Raw genomic sequence first — 14,508 nt, forward strand, 5'->3', positions numbered from 1 at the left:
ATCCCCAGCTCCGCCGCCATGCTCCAGGGCCAGAAGACCCTACTCGGATGGAGCAATTTGCCCGATTCGATGATCTTTCTGGTGGTCACATCGCCGGGTCGCGCGCTCGCGCGGGGAAACTAGTGCGAACATAGGTTTATGAAGGCACGTGTTCTGGTCGTCGACGACGACCCTGCTCTCGCGGAGATGCTCACCATCGTGCTGCGTGGGGAGGGGTTCGACACAGCCGTCGTGGCCGACGGCTCACGGGCGCTGCCCGCGCTTCGTGAGCTGAAACCGGACCTGGTCCTCCTCGACCTCATGCTGCCCGGGATGAACGGCATCGACGTCTGCAAGGCGATCCGGGCCGAGTCCGGCGTGCCGATCGTGATGCTCACCGCCAAGAGCGACACCGTGGACATCGTCCTCGGGCTCGAGTCGGGGGCCGACGACTACGTGGTCAAGCCCTTCAAACCGAAGGAGCTCGTGGCCCGCGTCCGCGCCAGGATGCGCCGCACCGAGGCCGAGCCCGCCGAGTCGCTGACGATCGGCGACCTCGCCATCGACGTCCCCGGCCACGAGGTGACGCGCGAGGGCAAGGCCATTCCGCTGACCCCGCTCGAGTTCGACCTGCTGGTCGCGCTCGCCCGCAAGCCGCGTCAGGTGTTCACCCGCGAGGTGCTCCTCGAGCAGGTGTGGGGATATCGCCACGCCGCCGACACCCGGCTGGTGAACGTGCACGTCCAGCGGCTGCGTTCGAAGGTGGAGAAGGACCCGGAACACCCCGAGGTGGTGTTGACCGTTCGCGGTGTCGGGTATAAGGCCGGCCCGCCGTGATCACCCCATGAACGGACGCTTGCGAAAGCTCGCCCAGACCACGATGCGCCACTTCCGGCGCATCGTGGTTTTCGTGCGCCGCAAGGTCGTCTCGTTCAACGAACTGTGGCGGCATTCGCTGCAGTTCCGGGTCACGGTGTCCACGCTGGCGCTGTCGTCGGCCGTGGTGTTCGTGCTCGGCATGGTGCTGCAGAACCAGATCACCGAACGGCTGCTGGAGACCAAGCAGAACGCGGCGATCGCGCAGACGAAGGCGATCGTCGAGACCGCGGCCGGTGAACTGGTGGGCGTCGGCACCGAAAGCCCCGAAGCGCTGACCGCGCGGATGAAGAACGCGCTCAAGAAGATCTCCAGCACGACGACTTCGCAGGACAGCGCCGGATCGGCCGCGGGCACCTTCGAGCCAGTGCTGGCCGCGGGTGGCCGTGACCAGTCGAACAAGCCGGCGTTCGCGGGCCCCTACGACAAGGTGCCGGAGCGGCTGCGCCAGTTCGTGGAGACCGAGCAGGTCAGCTTCCTGATCCACACGGTCACCGATGCCGACGGCGGCAAGACGACGTATCTGATCGTCGGCGCGCCGGTGAGCACGATGATCAACCCGCTCCAGCTCTACCTGCTGTACCCGCTCACCAGCGAGCAGAACACCGTCTCGACCGTGCAGAACACGCTGCTCGTCGGCGGGCTCGTCCTGCTGCTCCTGCTGGCCGGGATCACGAACCTCGTCACCAGACAGGTGGTCCGGCCGGTCCGGCAGGCCGCCGCGGCGGCCGAACAGTTCGCGGGCGGGGCACTCGACCAGCGCCTCGCCGTGCTCGGCGAGGACGATCTGGCCAAACTCGCCGTGTCCTACAACGAGATGGCCGCGAGCATCCAGCGGCAGATCCGCCAGCTGGAGGAGTTCGGCGGCCTGCAGCGCCGGTTCACCTCCGACGTCTCGCACGAGCTGCGGACCCCGCTGACCACCGTCCGGATGGCCGCCGACGTGCTGCACGCGTCGCGCGAACAGTTCCCGGCCGGGCTCGCGCGCTCCACCGAACTGCTCGTCGACGAGCTCGACCGGTTCGAGGCGCTGCTCGGCGACCTGCTGGAGATCAGCAGGCTCGACGCGGGCGTCGAGGAACTCTCCGCCGAGCTGATCGACGTCCGGCCGATCGCGACCAGGGCCGTCGAACAGGTCCGCGTGATCGCGGGCAACGCGGGCAGTTCGGTCGAACTGGTCCTCCCGGAGGAGGAGGCGTATGCCGAGGTCGACGCGCGCCGCGTCGAGCGGATCCTGCGCAACCTGCTGGCCAACGCGGTGGACCACAGCGAGGGGAACCCGGTGGTGCTGACCCTCGCGGTCAACGAGACCGCGGTCGCCATCACCGTGCGGGACCACGGTGTCGGGCTGCGACCGGGCGAGGCGGAACTGGTGTTCAACCGGTTCTGGCGCGCCGACCCGTCCCGTAACCGCCGGACCGGCGGCACCGGGCTCGGCCTCGCGATCAGCCAGGAGGACGCCCGCCTGCACGGCGGCGTGCTCGACGCGTGGGGCGAGACCGGCCACGGCGCCTGTTTCCGGCTCGTGCTGCCGCGGCGGCAGGACACGCCGATGGGGGAGAGCCCGCTGGTCCTGCCCCCGTCCGATCACACTCCGACGGACCCGCACGGGTCGTCCGGGCTGCTCGAAGTCCGGCCCGCCCCCGACGCGATCCTCGCCGAGCCAGAGGAGGTCGGCCGGTGAAACGGCTGCTGCCCCTGCTCGCGGTGCTGCTGCTGCTCGCGGGCTGCGCGAACATCCCGCTCGAATCCCAGCCCGCCGTCGTCTCCGGGGACAAACCCGGGCAGGTACCCGCCGACGTCGCCGAGCCGGCGGCCGGGATCGACCCGCTGACCGTCACCCGTCAGTTCATCCGCAACTCCGCGACACCGGGCACGGCGAACGCCAACGCGCGGGTGTACCTCGACGAGGAGGCCCGGCGCAACTGGAAGCCCTCGCAGGGGCTGACGATCATCGACGACACCTTCGGCACCGTCTACGACACCGCGTCGTCGTCCGGGAACCCGGACGAGCAGGTGGTGAACGTCCGCGGGTTCAAACTGGGCAACCTGAGCCCCGACAGCGCGTTCATCCCGGTGAAGGCCGAGTACTCGCAGCAGTTCAAACTGCGGAAGCAGCCGAACGGCCAGTGGCGGATCGTGGACCCGCCGCAGGAACTCGCCGTCACCGACGAGGATTTCGCGCTCAACTACTTCCGGGTGCCGATCAGCTTCTACTCGCCCGACTCCGGCGCCTTCGTCCCCGACCTCCGCTACGTCGCGGCGAAACCGCAGGCCGGATTGCCCGGCCGGGTGATGGACCTGGTGCTGCAGGGACCGTCCGAAGGGCTGAAGGGCGCGGTCAAGGATCTGCTCGGCGACCAGGTCACCACCGAAAGCAACGTCCGCAGCACGGACGACGGCACACTGGACATCAACCTGACCGGTGTCGGCGGGGCCAGCCTCGCGGACCGGAACCTGATCGCCGCGCAGATCGTCCTCTCGCTGCAGACGGTGACGCTGAGCCGGATCCGGTTGCTGGCGGACGGCACCGCGCTGGTGCCGGACCGGGAGTACTGGCGCTCCAGCGAGCTGCCGAACTACAACGTGGACATCGCGCCCAACTCGGAACTGCTGGGCCTGATGACCGTGAACGGCCGGGTCCGGTCGCTCGGCGACGGGCAGCCGGTCGGCGGGCCCGCGGGCAACGGCGGTTATAAAGTCGTCAGCGCCGCGCAGTCCGTCGACGGGAAACGGCTCGCGGTGGTCGAAGAACGCGAGGGCAGGCAGTGGCTCCGGGTCGGCGACCTCGGGCACGACCTCGCTTCGGTGGACCTGTTCGGCGGAAGCCTGAGCCGTCCCACGTGGCGGCCGGTCGCCCGTGGCGGCGGGGTCTCCGGCGAGGTCTGGACGGTCGTCGACCACAACACCGTCGCCAGGGTCACCCTGGCCGCCGACGGCCGCTGGGTGAAGGCCGGCGTCGACGCGACCATGCTCACCGGCCTCGGCCAGATCACCGAACTGCGCCTTTCGCGCGACGGTTCACGGCTGGCCGCGGTGGTCAACGGGCAGCTGGTGGTCGCCTCGATCGTGCGGACGGCGGATTCGGTGGCCCTGCGGGCACCGCGGAAATTGCAGGAACGCGATCTCAAGGACGTCGTCGACGTCGACTGGGCGACCCAGGACCACCTCATCGCCGCGACGTCGTCGACCTCGCTGCCGGTGGTCAAGGTGCCGCTGGACGGGCAGCGGATGGACCCCTTCAGCGGCTCGAACCTGACCCCGCCCGTGCACGGCGTCACCGCGGCGCCGAGCAGGCAGAACCTGGTCGCGGACGCGGGCGGGCTCTGGGTCGCCTCCGAGCTGGGCGAAGTCTGGCGGCCGCAGGCGCACACCGTCACCGATGCGGACCCGTTCTACCCGGGCTGAGCGGCCACATGGAGGCCCTTCCCTGCGAAAAGGGGGCCTTCACTTGGCGGGTGGGTGGTCGCTTTGTGGTCCGTCGGCCGGCAGGCGCGTTGCGAAAGCCACAGTGCAACCTTCACCGTTGCGAACTGTGGCTTTCGCAACGCGCGCCGGTGCCACAGGAGCCCCAGCAGCCCCTCCAGTGGGGAGCAAGGGACCTTTAGTAACGCTAGCTTTCCTAGCGACGCTAGCGATCCCGGTGTGGCCGCGGAAGTCCGTGAAGGACTCCTTCACTACCTTGAGGGTAGGCAAGGGGGCCTTCACGGACTTCCGCCCAGGCGTGCGAAGGGAAGCGAAGCGTTGCGAAGGGAGCGAAGCCCCCGAGGCCTTCTCCAAAACTGCGGTCATGACCGGTCCCCTTAGGACGAAAACGGTCCAAACCGGACCTCTCACGACACAACGGGCGCCGGAACTGTCGGAGCCCCGGCCGACACTCGCCCCATGTCCAAACTCCTCGATCTCCTCATCCCCGCCCGCTGCGCGTCCTGCGGAGCGCCGGGCGCGCCCTGTTGCGCCACTTGCCAGACCGTTTGGGGTTCGCTCGGCGAAATCACCCGCGGTCCGACGGCCGGTCTCGTGCCCGTGTACGCCCTGGCGCCCTACGCGGATGAGGCCCGCCGCCTGATCCTCGCCTACAAGGAACGCGGCCGCCGCGACCTCGCCCCCTCCTTCGGGCGGGTGGTCGCCGAAGCGCTCTCCCAGCTGCCCGATCCGGAGCCTGAGCCGTGTCTCGTACCGGTCCCTTCGCGACGGCACGCCTCGCGTGTGCGCGGCGGTCCGCACGTCCGGCGCATCGCCGACGAATGCGTGAAAGTGCTGGCAGGAAAGGGAAAGTCTGCGACCGTGGCACCGATCCTCCGGCTCGGAGCCGGGGTTCGCGACGCCGTGGGGCTCACTCGCGCCGAGCGGGCGTCGAATCTGGACGGACGCCTACGCCTGGCCCCGGGAGCCTGCCGGGAGAAGGTCGTGCTTCTTGACGACGTCGTCACAACCGGAGCGACCGCCGCCGCTTGTACGCGGTTTTTGGACATAAGCGGAATTCACGTTTCGGCGGTGGTGGCGCTGGCCGCCGCCGGGTGATCGGGCCGTCACCTACAAGAGTGATGAATGATCGGGAACGGGAATGGGTACAAGGGCGTTGACGGGATATGAGGGAGCTTGAGGGGAACACTCCGACGGCCCGCCACTCCACCGGGGTGGCGGCGGATTCCCTCGGGGCCGGTGATCTAGGCACCCTCCGCTTTTTCCTGTCCGAAGGCTTGCGCCGTCCGCGTGAAAACAAATCACGGGGGCGACGCCCGACAGGCCGGATTGTCGCGCTGGCCGCACGGTCTTCGTCGCGTGCGGTGACGAGGTCTCACGTCCTGATATCCCCCGGCTCGGGGGCTGTTGCTCGCGGCGTGATGCAGCTAACGTGCAGCGCTATCAGCAATCCCGGCAGGCAGGGAGGTGACCAGCCCATGTCCCTGGCGCCGGAGCCGCGCTGAGTCCGCGCTCGGACATCCGACACGAGACGTCGTGGCCGTATGCCGAGTTCCCTCATCGCCCGCGATCCGGGCTTCGTCCCCGCATTACCGGCGCCCTAGTGAACACATCTACAGCTCGCAGACATTTCAGCGAGGGAGGTCGTGTATGGACATCGTCGTTAAGGGCCGCAACGTGGAGGTGCCCGACCACTATCGGGCACTCGTCAGCGAAAAGCTGGCCCGGCTAGAGCGCTACGACAAGAAGGTCATCCGTTACGACGTGGAGCTCTTCCACGAGCCCAATCGCCGGCAGTCGAAGAACTGCCAGCGCGTCGAAATCACCGGTAAGGGCCGCGGCCCCGCCGTACGCGCCGAAGCGTGTGCCGGCGACTTCTACGCAGCGCTGGATTCCGCACTGAACAAGCTCGAAAACAGGTTGCGGAAGACACACGACCGCCGGCGCGTGCACTACGGCCGCAGCCGCCCGGAATCCGTCGCCGAGGCGACTTCGATGGCGGCCGCCGGCGGAATGATCACCGACACCCGACATCTGGCGGGTACCGCTGTGCTCGAAGCGCCGGAGGCCGAACCCATGGCCAACGGTTTCGCTGTCGAGAGCGGTGACTTCGAGATGCCCCAGCAGCAGCGCTGGGATGACGGGGTGACCGAACACCAGCCCGGTCGCGTCGTCCGCGAGAAGAAGCACGACGCGGAGCCCATGACGGTCGACCAGGCTCTCTACGAGATGGAACTGGTCGGTCACGACTTCTACCTGTTCAACGACTCCGACGCCGGGTGCCCGAGCGTCGTCTATCGGAGGCGAGGCTTCGACTACGGCGTCATCCGGCTGAGTTAGCCGGCCCCACGTCCAGCGGCGGCCCGCACGCGTCCCGTGCGGGCCGCCGTCATGTCCGGATCGGCCGGGACTCATCAGGTACCGACCGACGGTGCGTGCGCGAACACCGAGGTGTTCCCTACGATGGGGGGCGGACGGTGGTGCGTTACCAGGCATCGCCGCGTACGAGATTGCCCGGGACCGGCTCGGGTGCGATCACAATCAGCTAGTGAGGTCGACCGGATGGTGCTGAACCGCCTGCTCCGCGCGGGCGAGGGCAAAATGGTGAAGCGGCTGCGACACATCGCCGATCACATCAACACCCTCGAAGACGACGTCAAGGACCTTTCGGACTCCGCACTGCGGGCCAAGACCGACGAGTTCCGTAAACGGCACGCGGACGGCGAGTCCCTCGACGACCTCCTGCCGGAGGCCTTCGCGGTGGCGAGGGAGGCGGCCTGGCGCGTGCTCGGTCAGCGGCCCTACGACGTCCAGCTGATGGGCGGCGCCGCGCTGCACCTCGGCCAGGTCTCCGAGATGAAGACCGGTGAGGGCAAGACCCTGACCCAGGTCCTCCCCGCATACCTGAACGCCGTTTCGGGCAAGGGCGTGCACGTCATCACGGTGAACGACTACCTCGCCAAACGTGACGCCGAGTGGATGGGCCGCATCCACCGCTTCCTCGGCCTCGAGGTCGGGGTCATCCTGGCAGACCAGACGCCCGAGGTCCGCCGCCAGCAGTACGCCGCCGACATCACGCACGGCACGAACAACGAGTTCGGCTTCGACTACCTCCGCGACAACATGGCGTGGAGCCTCGAAGACTGCGTGCAGCGCGGCCACAACTTCGCGATCGTCGACGAGGTGGACTCGATCCTCATCGACGAGGCCAGGACGCCGCTGATCATCTCCGGCCCGGCCGACCAGTCCTCGCGCTGGTACATCGAGTTCGCGCGGATGACCCCGCTGATGAAGCCGGACGTCCACTACGAGGTGGACATCCGCAAGCGCACCGTCGGTGTCACCGAGAAGGGTGTCGCGTTCGTCGAGGACCAGCTCGGCATCGACAACCTCTACGAGGCCGCGAACACGCCGCTCGTCGGCTACCTGAACAACGCGCTGAAGGTCAAGGAGCTCTACAAGCGCGACAAGGACTACATCGTCCGTGACGGCGAAGTCCTCATCGTCGACGAGTTCACCGGCCGCATCCTGCACGGCCGCCGCTACAACGAGGGCATGCACCAGGCGATCGAGGCCAAGGAAGGCGTCGAGATCAAGGCCGAGAACCAGACGCTCGCCACGATCACGCTGCAGAACTACTTCCGGCTCTACGACAAGCTGGCGGGGATGACCGGTACCGCCGAGACCGAGGCGGCCGAGTTCCACCAGACCTACAAGCTGGGTGTGGTGCCGATCCCGACCAACAAGCCGATGGTCCGCGCCGACCAGGCCGACCTGATCTACAAGACCGAGCAGGCCAAGTTCGAGGCCGTCGCCGAGGACATCGCCGAGCGGCACGAGAAGGGCCAGCCGGTGCTGGTCGGCACCACGAGTGTCGAAAAGTCCGAGCACCTGTCGAAGCTGCTGCTCAAACTGGGCGTCCCGCACGAGGTCCTCAACGCGAAGCACCACGACCGGGAGGCGCTGATCGTCGCCCGCGCCGGGCGCAAGGGCGCGGTCACGGTCGCCACCAACATGGCGGGCCGCGGTACCGACATCGTGCTCGGCGGCAACCCGGACATCATCGCCGACGAGGTGCTGCGCGACCGCGGCCTCGACCCGGTGGAGCACTCCGAGGAGTACGAGGCCGCCTGGCCGAAGGTGCTCGAAGAGGTCCAGGCCGACACGAAGGCCGAGGCCGAGGAGGTCCGCGAGGCGGGCGGGCTGTACGTGCTCGGCACCGAGCGGCACGAGTCGCGCCGCATCGACAACCAGCTCCGCGGTCGTTCCGGCCGTCAGGGCGACCCCGGCGAGTCCCGGTTCTACCTGTCGCTCGGTGACGAGCTCATGCGCCGCTTCAACGCGACGATGGTCGAGCGGGTCATGACCACCATGCGGCTGCCGGACGACGTGCCGATCGAGCACAAGATGGTCTCCAAGGCGATCAAGAGCGCTCAGACGCAGGTCGAGCAGCAGAACATGGAGATCCGCAAGAACGTCCTCAAGTACGACGAGGTCATGAACGAGCAGCGCAAGGTGATCTACGCCGAGCGCCTGCGCGTCCTCGAAGGCGAGGATCTGCGCGAGCAGATCGAGCACATGCTGGTCGACGTCATCAACGCGTACGTCACCGAAGAGACCGCCACGGGCTACGCCGAGGACTGGGACCACGAGAAGCTGTGGACGGCGCTGAAGCAGCTGTACCCGGTCAAGGTCACCTGGGAAGAGCTCACCGAGGACGACGACCTCGACGCCGACAAGCTGCGTGAGGCCCTGCTCGAAGACGCTCACCGCGCGTACGACGAGCGCGAAGCCGAGATCGACGCGAAGGTCGGCGAAGGCGCGATGCGCAGCCTGGAGCGCCAGGTGATGCTCACCGTGCTCGACCGCAAGTGGCGTGAGCACCTCTACGAGATGGACTATCTCAAGGAGGGCATCGGCATGCGGGCCCTGGCTCAGCGCGACCCGGTCATCGAGTACCAGCGCGAGGGCTACGACATGTTCCGCGCGATGCTGGAGTCGCTGAAGGAGGAGGCCGTCGGCTTCCTGTTCAACCTCCAGGTCGAGCAGGCCGAGCCCACCACCCCGGCTCCGGAGTCGGCGTCCGCGCTGCCCGCCGGTGTCGGCGCCGGGAACGGCCAGGCAGCCAACGGCGACGGCAGGCACGCCCGTCCGACGCCTCCGCAGGCGCCGGCGACCGACACCGAATCCGTGCCGTCCGCCTTGCGGGGCAAGGGACTCGGCGGCGGTTCGCAGTCCGGGCTGACCATGTCGGGCCCGTCCGAGGACGGTGGCGTCGAGTCGCATTCGGACAGTGCCGGCAGCGCCGGTGGTGACCAGGGCGGGACCCGCCGCGAGCGTCGTGCCGCGCAGCGCGCCTCGCAGAAGAAGGGCAAGAAGGGCCCGCGCCGCTAAAGGCCCCAAAGCGCGTGAAGGCCCCCTTCCCTCGGTTGGATCCAGCTCTGCCGCGCGCCAGCGCGTCCGTTGAGGGCGGCGGCGGGGGCATGGATGGACGAGGGAAGGGGGCCTTCACGCGCGTCAGGCCGCGAGCGCGGAGACCCGGCGTGGCGGCTTCAGCAGGTGGAAGCGGGTGCACACCCAGCCCGACGGCGTCCGCTCGAAGCGGGCGGCCAGCGCGAGGCAGCGTCCGTTCTGCTCGACGGTCGCGCAGGCTTCGACGACGCCGTCCGCCGGATGCCCCAGGTGGACCGACTTCGGCCGGTAGCCGCCCGAGGGACGGCGGCGGCCGGGGGCGAGAAGCGCGCTGTGGAGCGCGGGGTCGAGGATGGGCCGCACCTGAACCGCGGGCCGGCGCCCGTCGCAGGCTTCGAGGATGGTGGTCAGCAGCCTGCCGACCTGCCTGCCGTCGGGGGTGTCCGGTCGTGGCCGTGGTTCCTCCACGACGGCTTCGCCGAACAGCGGCAGATCCAGCACGAGCTGGTTGTCCGGCGCCGCGGCCCGGTGCACCAGGTTGTCCGGCCTGCCGTCGGCCCGGTAAGGCGGTTCACACGGTTCAAGCCGTCTCAGTACGTACGACTTCATCTGACAGTCCCCCTCCGCGGCCCCCTCGGCCGCGCCCAGCAACTAAGGGGCGGTTGGCGGGCGGGGCCGCGACAAGGACCGCCCGAGAGGATGAACCGGGCGGTGATCGCTTGTGTACGGTGAGCCGGTGCTGAAAGGGCTGGTCATCGACTACGTCGGGGTGCTCACGGACGCCGGCGCGGACGCGCTGTACGCCTTCCTGCTGGCGGCCAGGGAGCGCGGCATCAAGACGGCCTTGCTCTCGAACGCTCCCGGCGCGTCGGACGAGGCCAAACGGTCACTCGACCCGTTCTTCGACGCGCTCGTCTTCTCCGGGGAGGTCGGCGTGGCCAAACCCGAACGTGAGGTCTACCTGCTCACCGCGGGGCTGCTCGACCTGCCCGCCGACCGGTGCGTGTTCGTCGACGACGCCGCGCACAACGTCCGCGCGGCGGTGGCGGCCGGGATGGCGGGGGTGCACCACACGTCGGTCGAGGAGACGCTGACCGAGCTCAGCGCCTTGTTCCCGAAGCCTTAGCGCGCCGCACCAGCTCGAAGGACAGCACCGCGGCGGCGGCCGAGACGTTCAGCGACTCGACCTCGCCCGGCATCGGGATCGACACCCATTCCGTCACCAGTTCGCCGACCTCGGCGCCGACGCCGTTCGTCTCCCCGCCCAGCACGAAGGCCGCGCGCTGCGGCAGCTCGACGTCGAACACCGAGCTCCGGGCGGAAGCGCCCAGCGCGAAGATCCCGTAGCCGGCTTCGGTGAGCATTTCGGCCGCCTCGCGCGCGCTGCCGCAGCGCAGCACCGGCGCGCGGAACGCGACCCCGGCCGAAGCCTTGACCACCATCGGGTCGAGGGCGGCGACCCCGCGCCGCGGCACCACGACCCCTTCCAGCCCGGCCGCGGTCGCCGTGCGGAGGATCATCCCGACGTTGGCCGGGGTGGTGATGCCGTCGAGCAGCAGCACCCGCGACGGCGGCCTGCCGTCGGACAGGGCCGCGTGCAGGGATCGCATCCGCGGGGCGACGACGTCGGCCAGCACGCCCTGGTCCTGTTTGCCGTTGCCCGCCAGCACTTTGACGCGATGCGCGCTCGCGCGCCGCACCGGCACCCCGGCGGCCTTGGCGGCTCGCTCGATCTCGGCGGCGTTCGGCCCTCGCACGGTGTCGGCGAGGATCACCTTGTCCACCTCGAGCGTCGCGTCGTCCAAGGCCTCGAGCACCGGTTTGCGCCCGTACACCGTCAGGAACCGGTCCTTCGGCGAGATCGCCGACTCATCACCCACACCGGCGAGTGTCCCACTGTGTAAGGATCGGCCCATGCCCGACCGCCTCTCCGCGCTGGACGCCTCGTTCCTGTACGTGGAAGACCACTCGACCCCGATGCACGTCGGCGGCGTGGCGATCTTCGAGCGACCGCGCGACGGCTTCACCCACGAGCAGCTGCTGGACCTGATCGGGCAGCGTCTCGCGTTCCTCCCGCGGTACCGGCAGCGAGTGCTGGAGGTGCCGGGGCATCTCACCCGGCCGGTATGGGTCGACGACGTCGATTTCGATCTGAACTACCACGTCCGCCGGTCCGCGCTGCCGCAGCCGGGTTCCGACGGCCAGCTGTTCGACCTCGTGGCGCGGCTGATGTCGCGACGGCTCGACCCGGGGAGGCCGCTCTGGGAGGCGTATTTCGTCGAGGGGCTCGCGGGTGACCGGGTCGCGCTGGTGACCAAGACGCATCAGTCCGTCGTGGACGGGATAGGCACCATCGAGATCGGTCAGCTGATCCTCGACGCCACTCCGCAGGAGCCGGAACCGTTCGACGACACTTGGCATCCCCGCCGGGAACCGAGCCGTACGCAGCTGATCCTCGACGCGGTCGCGGAGACCGTGCAGCGGCCGACGGAGCTGGTGGAGAACGTCCGCTCCATCGCCCACGACGCCACCGCGATGGCGGGCAAGGTCACCGAAACGGTCGGTGACGTCGCGTCGGCGCTGAAGACCATGGTGAGCCCGGCGCCGTCCGGGCCGCTCAACGTCCGCACCTCCGGCGGCCGCATGTTCGCCGTGGTCCGTACCCGGCTGGAGGATTTCCGCGAAGTCCGCGCCGCGCACGGCGGCACGGTCAACGACGTCGTGCTCGCGGCGATCACCGGCGCGCTGCGGGAATGGCTGCTCTCCCGCGGCTCGAACCTGACCGCGACGACCACCGTGCGCGCGCTGGTGCCGATGGCCGTCCGCGACGCCGAGACGGCCGAATACTCGACGCCCGCCCTGGTCGGGAACCAGGTCGACGCCTATCTGGTCGATCTCCCGGTCGGGGAGCCGAACGCGGTGCTGCGGTTGCAGCACATCGGCCACGCGATGGCGGACCACCTCGACTCGGGCCGATCGGTCGCCGCGCGCGGGCTGCTGACGGTCGGCGGGTTCGCCCCGGCGACGCTGCATTCGCTGGGCGCGCGGGCGGCCGGGTCGATGTCGGGACGCATCTTCAACGTGCTGATCACGAACTCACCGGGCCCGCAGGTGCCGCTCTACGCGGGACAGGCGAAGATGGTGGAGATGTTCCCGGTCATGCCGCTGGTGCGCAATCAGGCGCTGGCGATCGGGGTCACCTCGTATCACGGGGGTGTCTACTTCGGACTGAACGGCGACCGCAAGGCCGTGTCCGATGTGGACCTGCTCGCCGGGATGATCGAGGAATCGTTGGAAGAGCTGAAGGGTGCGCACTGGTGAGGGTCTATCTACCGGCGACGATCGCGATGCTCCGTGAGCTCGAAACCACCGGCGAGTTCCGGGCGCGGAGTGGCACGGGATTCGCGCTGACCCCGGCGCTGCGGGAGTCCTACGCCAGCGGATCCGACGAAGAGCTCGAGTACGCCGCGCTGCTCGACGCCGCGAGGGCGTCGCTCCGGCTGATCGCGGCCGAAGAGAAGCCCGAGCCACGGCGCGTGGTGATCTCGGCGGACGTCGAGGAGGTCACGCTGCGCGCGGATCTCGACGCCGCCGTCGTCCGGCTGTCCGGGCCGGTGAAAATCGCCGACGTCGCCGCGATCCACGTCGACGCGGCCGAAGCGGCCGAGTCCGTGCAGGCCGCCGCCGCGGTGATCGACCAGGCCGACCTCGGCGACCCGGACGCGGAGTTCACCCTCGGCGACGCCGAAGACCACGAACTCGCCTGGTACGCGCCCCAAGAGCTGCCGTTCCTGCTGGAACTCCTCTAAGCCTCCTCGCAATTCGGCACCGGGTTGCGATCCTTGCCTGGCGCGACCATCGCAAGTAGGTGCCGAATCGCGGGGTCAGAACCAGGACGGACCGGGCACCGGACGTTCGGGGCGCCAGCCGGTCGCCTCGGTGAGCCGGGCCGAGACGACGCGCTGCGAACGCGCCAGCACCGACATCAGGCCCAGCCGGTTCGCCAGCCACTTCGGCAGCGCGCGCGGACGGCGGACACCGGCCGCGGCGGCCATCGCCTCGCCGAGTTCCTGCTTCCGCACCGGGTCGGCGGCCAGGTTGTAGACGCCGCTCGGTGCCCGCAGCGCCGCGATCGCGCCCGCCGCCGCGTCGTCCGGGTGGATCGCCGCGGTCCAGTCGGTCCGGCGGCCGAAGATCAGCGGCGAACCGCGCCGCGCGGCCGCGAGCATCGTCGTGGTCATCGGATCGTCGGCGACCAGGAGCCCGATCCGCAGCCGGATCGCGGTGCGCCCTTCGTCCGCCAGTTCCGCGATGTTCGCGTGCGCCACCGTCGAAGACGCGATGTTGCCGCGCAGCGCGAGAGGCGCGTCCTCGTCCAGTTCCTGGTCGCCGCCGTCGGCGTAGACGAACGAGATTCCTTCCTGCACCACGATTTCCAGTTCGTCGACCCGTCGCGCGGCGTCGGCGAGGTTCCGGCTGCCGGTGATCCGCACGCGGTCGTTCTCGGCCCAGCCGGAGAGCGTCATCGCGTGGCGGGCGTCCGGGATACGGGTCGCGACGTTCAGCACCGCGTCGTGCCCGTTCAGCGCGCCTGCCAGGGAATCGACGTCGAACAAGGAACCCTGCACCGGTTTCGCGCCCGTCGCGCGCACCGCCGCGACCCGGTCCACCCCGCGGGCCAGCCCGCTCACCTCGTGTCCTTCGGCCAGCAGACGCCGCACCAGCGGACGCCCCAGAACCCCGGTCGCCCCGATCACCATCACCCGCATGTTCGCTCCTCCTGTCCTGCCCTCACGAGAAGGACGGGACGCGTGC

Annotated in this window: 12 protein-coding genes; 9 read left to right on the plus strand and 3 right to left on the minus strand. The window is 69.3% G+C overall.

Features of this window, described 5'->3' with window-relative positions; translation table 11 throughout:
• The first annotated feature begins 138 nt into the window (after positions 1 to 138).
• From mtrA to secA, 6 genes are all read left to right on the plus strand, one after another.
• A complete protein-coding gene (gene mtrA / locus CVV72_RS35740) occupies positions 139 to 816 on the plus strand; it encodes an MtrAB system response regulator MtrA (RefSeq protein WP_005150760.1) in 678 nt (225 codons plus the stop codon).
• Positions 817 to 823: 7 nt separating this feature from the next.
• On the plus strand, positions 824 to 2,539 hold the full coding sequence (gene mtrB / locus CVV72_RS35745; protein ID WP_255632370.1) for an MtrAB system histidine kinase MtrB: 1,716 nt from the start codon (positions 824 to 826) through the stop codon (positions 2,537 to 2,539).
• Positions 2,536 to 4,263: an LpqB family beta-propeller domain-containing protein gene (locus CVV72_RS35750; RefSeq protein ID WP_219148545.1), complete on the plus strand. Its 1,728-nt coding sequence runs from the start codon at positions 2,536 to 2,538 to the stop codon at positions 4,261 to 4,263. The genes mtrB and CVV72_RS35750 overlap by 4 nt, the downstream gene beginning before the upstream one ends.
• A gap of 477 nt (positions 4,264 to 4,740) precedes the next feature.
• Positions 4,741 to 5,379, plus strand: a complete 639-nt coding sequence (locus CVV72_RS35755; RefSeq protein ID WP_219148547.1) for a ComF family protein — start codon at positions 4,741 to 4,743, stop codon at positions 5,377 to 5,379.
• 552 nt (positions 5,380 to 5,931) lie between these two features.
• Positions 5,932 to 6,621, plus strand: a complete 690-nt coding sequence (gene hpf / locus CVV72_RS35760) for a ribosome hibernation-promoting factor, HPF/YfiA family (RefSeq protein WP_219148550.1) — start codon at positions 5,932 to 5,934, stop codon at positions 6,619 to 6,621.
• Positions 6,622 to 6,843: 222 nt separating this feature from the next.
• A complete protein-coding gene (secA, locus tag CVV72_RS35765; RefSeq protein WP_219148552.1) occupies positions 6,844 to 9,675 on the plus strand; it encodes a preprotein translocase subunit SecA in 2,832 nt (943 codons plus the stop codon).
• A 123-nt stretch (positions 9,676 to 9,798) separates the two neighbouring features.
• Here secA and CVV72_RS35770 read toward each other — a convergent pair whose 3' ends face one another.
• Entirely contained in the window at positions 9,799 to 10,302 is a 504-nt protein-coding gene (locus CVV72_RS35770) for an Rv3235 family protein (RefSeq protein WP_219148554.1), read from the minus strand.
• A gap of 112 nt (positions 10,303 to 10,414) precedes the next feature.
• On the opposite strand from CVV72_RS35770, the gene CVV72_RS35775 reads away from it, so the two are divergent.
• Positions 10,415 to 10,819, plus strand: a complete 405-nt coding sequence (locus tag CVV72_RS35775) for an HAD-IA family hydrolase (RefSeq protein WP_219148556.1) — start codon at positions 10,415 to 10,417, stop codon at positions 10,817 to 10,819.
• On the opposite strand, the gene CVV72_RS35780 is transcribed toward CVV72_RS35775, so the two are convergent.
• Positions 10,794 to 11,573: an RNA methyltransferase gene (locus CVV72_RS35780; RefSeq protein ID WP_219148558.1), complete on the minus strand. Its 780-nt coding sequence runs from the start codon at positions 11,571 to 11,573 to the stop codon at positions 10,794 to 10,796. The two genes, CVV72_RS35775 and CVV72_RS35780, sit on opposite strands and share 26 nt — an antisense overlap.
• 34 nt (positions 11,574 to 11,607) lie before the next feature.
• Here CVV72_RS35780 and CVV72_RS35785 point away from each other — a divergent pair, with 34 nt between their 5' ends.
• Complete coding sequence (locus CVV72_RS35785) at positions 11,608 to 13,014, plus strand: wax ester/triacylglycerol synthase family O-acyltransferase (RefSeq protein WP_219148561.1); 1,407 nt, start codon at positions 11,608 to 11,610, stop codon at positions 13,012 to 13,014.
• Positions 13,011 to 13,502 carry a hypothetical protein gene (locus CVV72_RS35790; RefSeq protein WP_219148562.1) on the plus strand — a complete coding sequence of 164 codons (492 nt, stop codon included), beginning with the start codon at positions 13,011 to 13,013 and terminating at the stop codon, positions 13,500 to 13,502. The genes CVV72_RS35785 and CVV72_RS35790 overlap by 4 nt, the downstream gene beginning before the upstream one ends.
• A 75-nt stretch (positions 13,503 to 13,577) precedes the next feature.
• Here CVV72_RS35790 and CVV72_RS35795 read toward each other — a convergent pair whose 3' ends face one another.
• Positions 13,578 to 14,462, minus strand: a complete 885-nt coding sequence (locus CVV72_RS35795; protein WP_219148564.1) for an NAD(P)-dependent oxidoreductase — start codon at positions 14,460 to 14,462, stop codon at positions 13,578 to 13,580.
• Positions 14,463 to 14,508: the final 46 nt, after the last annotated feature.

The sequence above is a fragment of the Amycolatopsis sp. TNS106 genome, assembly GCF_019330265.1.
Taxonomy (GTDB): domain Bacteria; phylum Actinomycetota; class Actinomycetes; order Mycobacteriales; family Pseudonocardiaceae; genus Amycolatopsis; species Amycolatopsis lurida.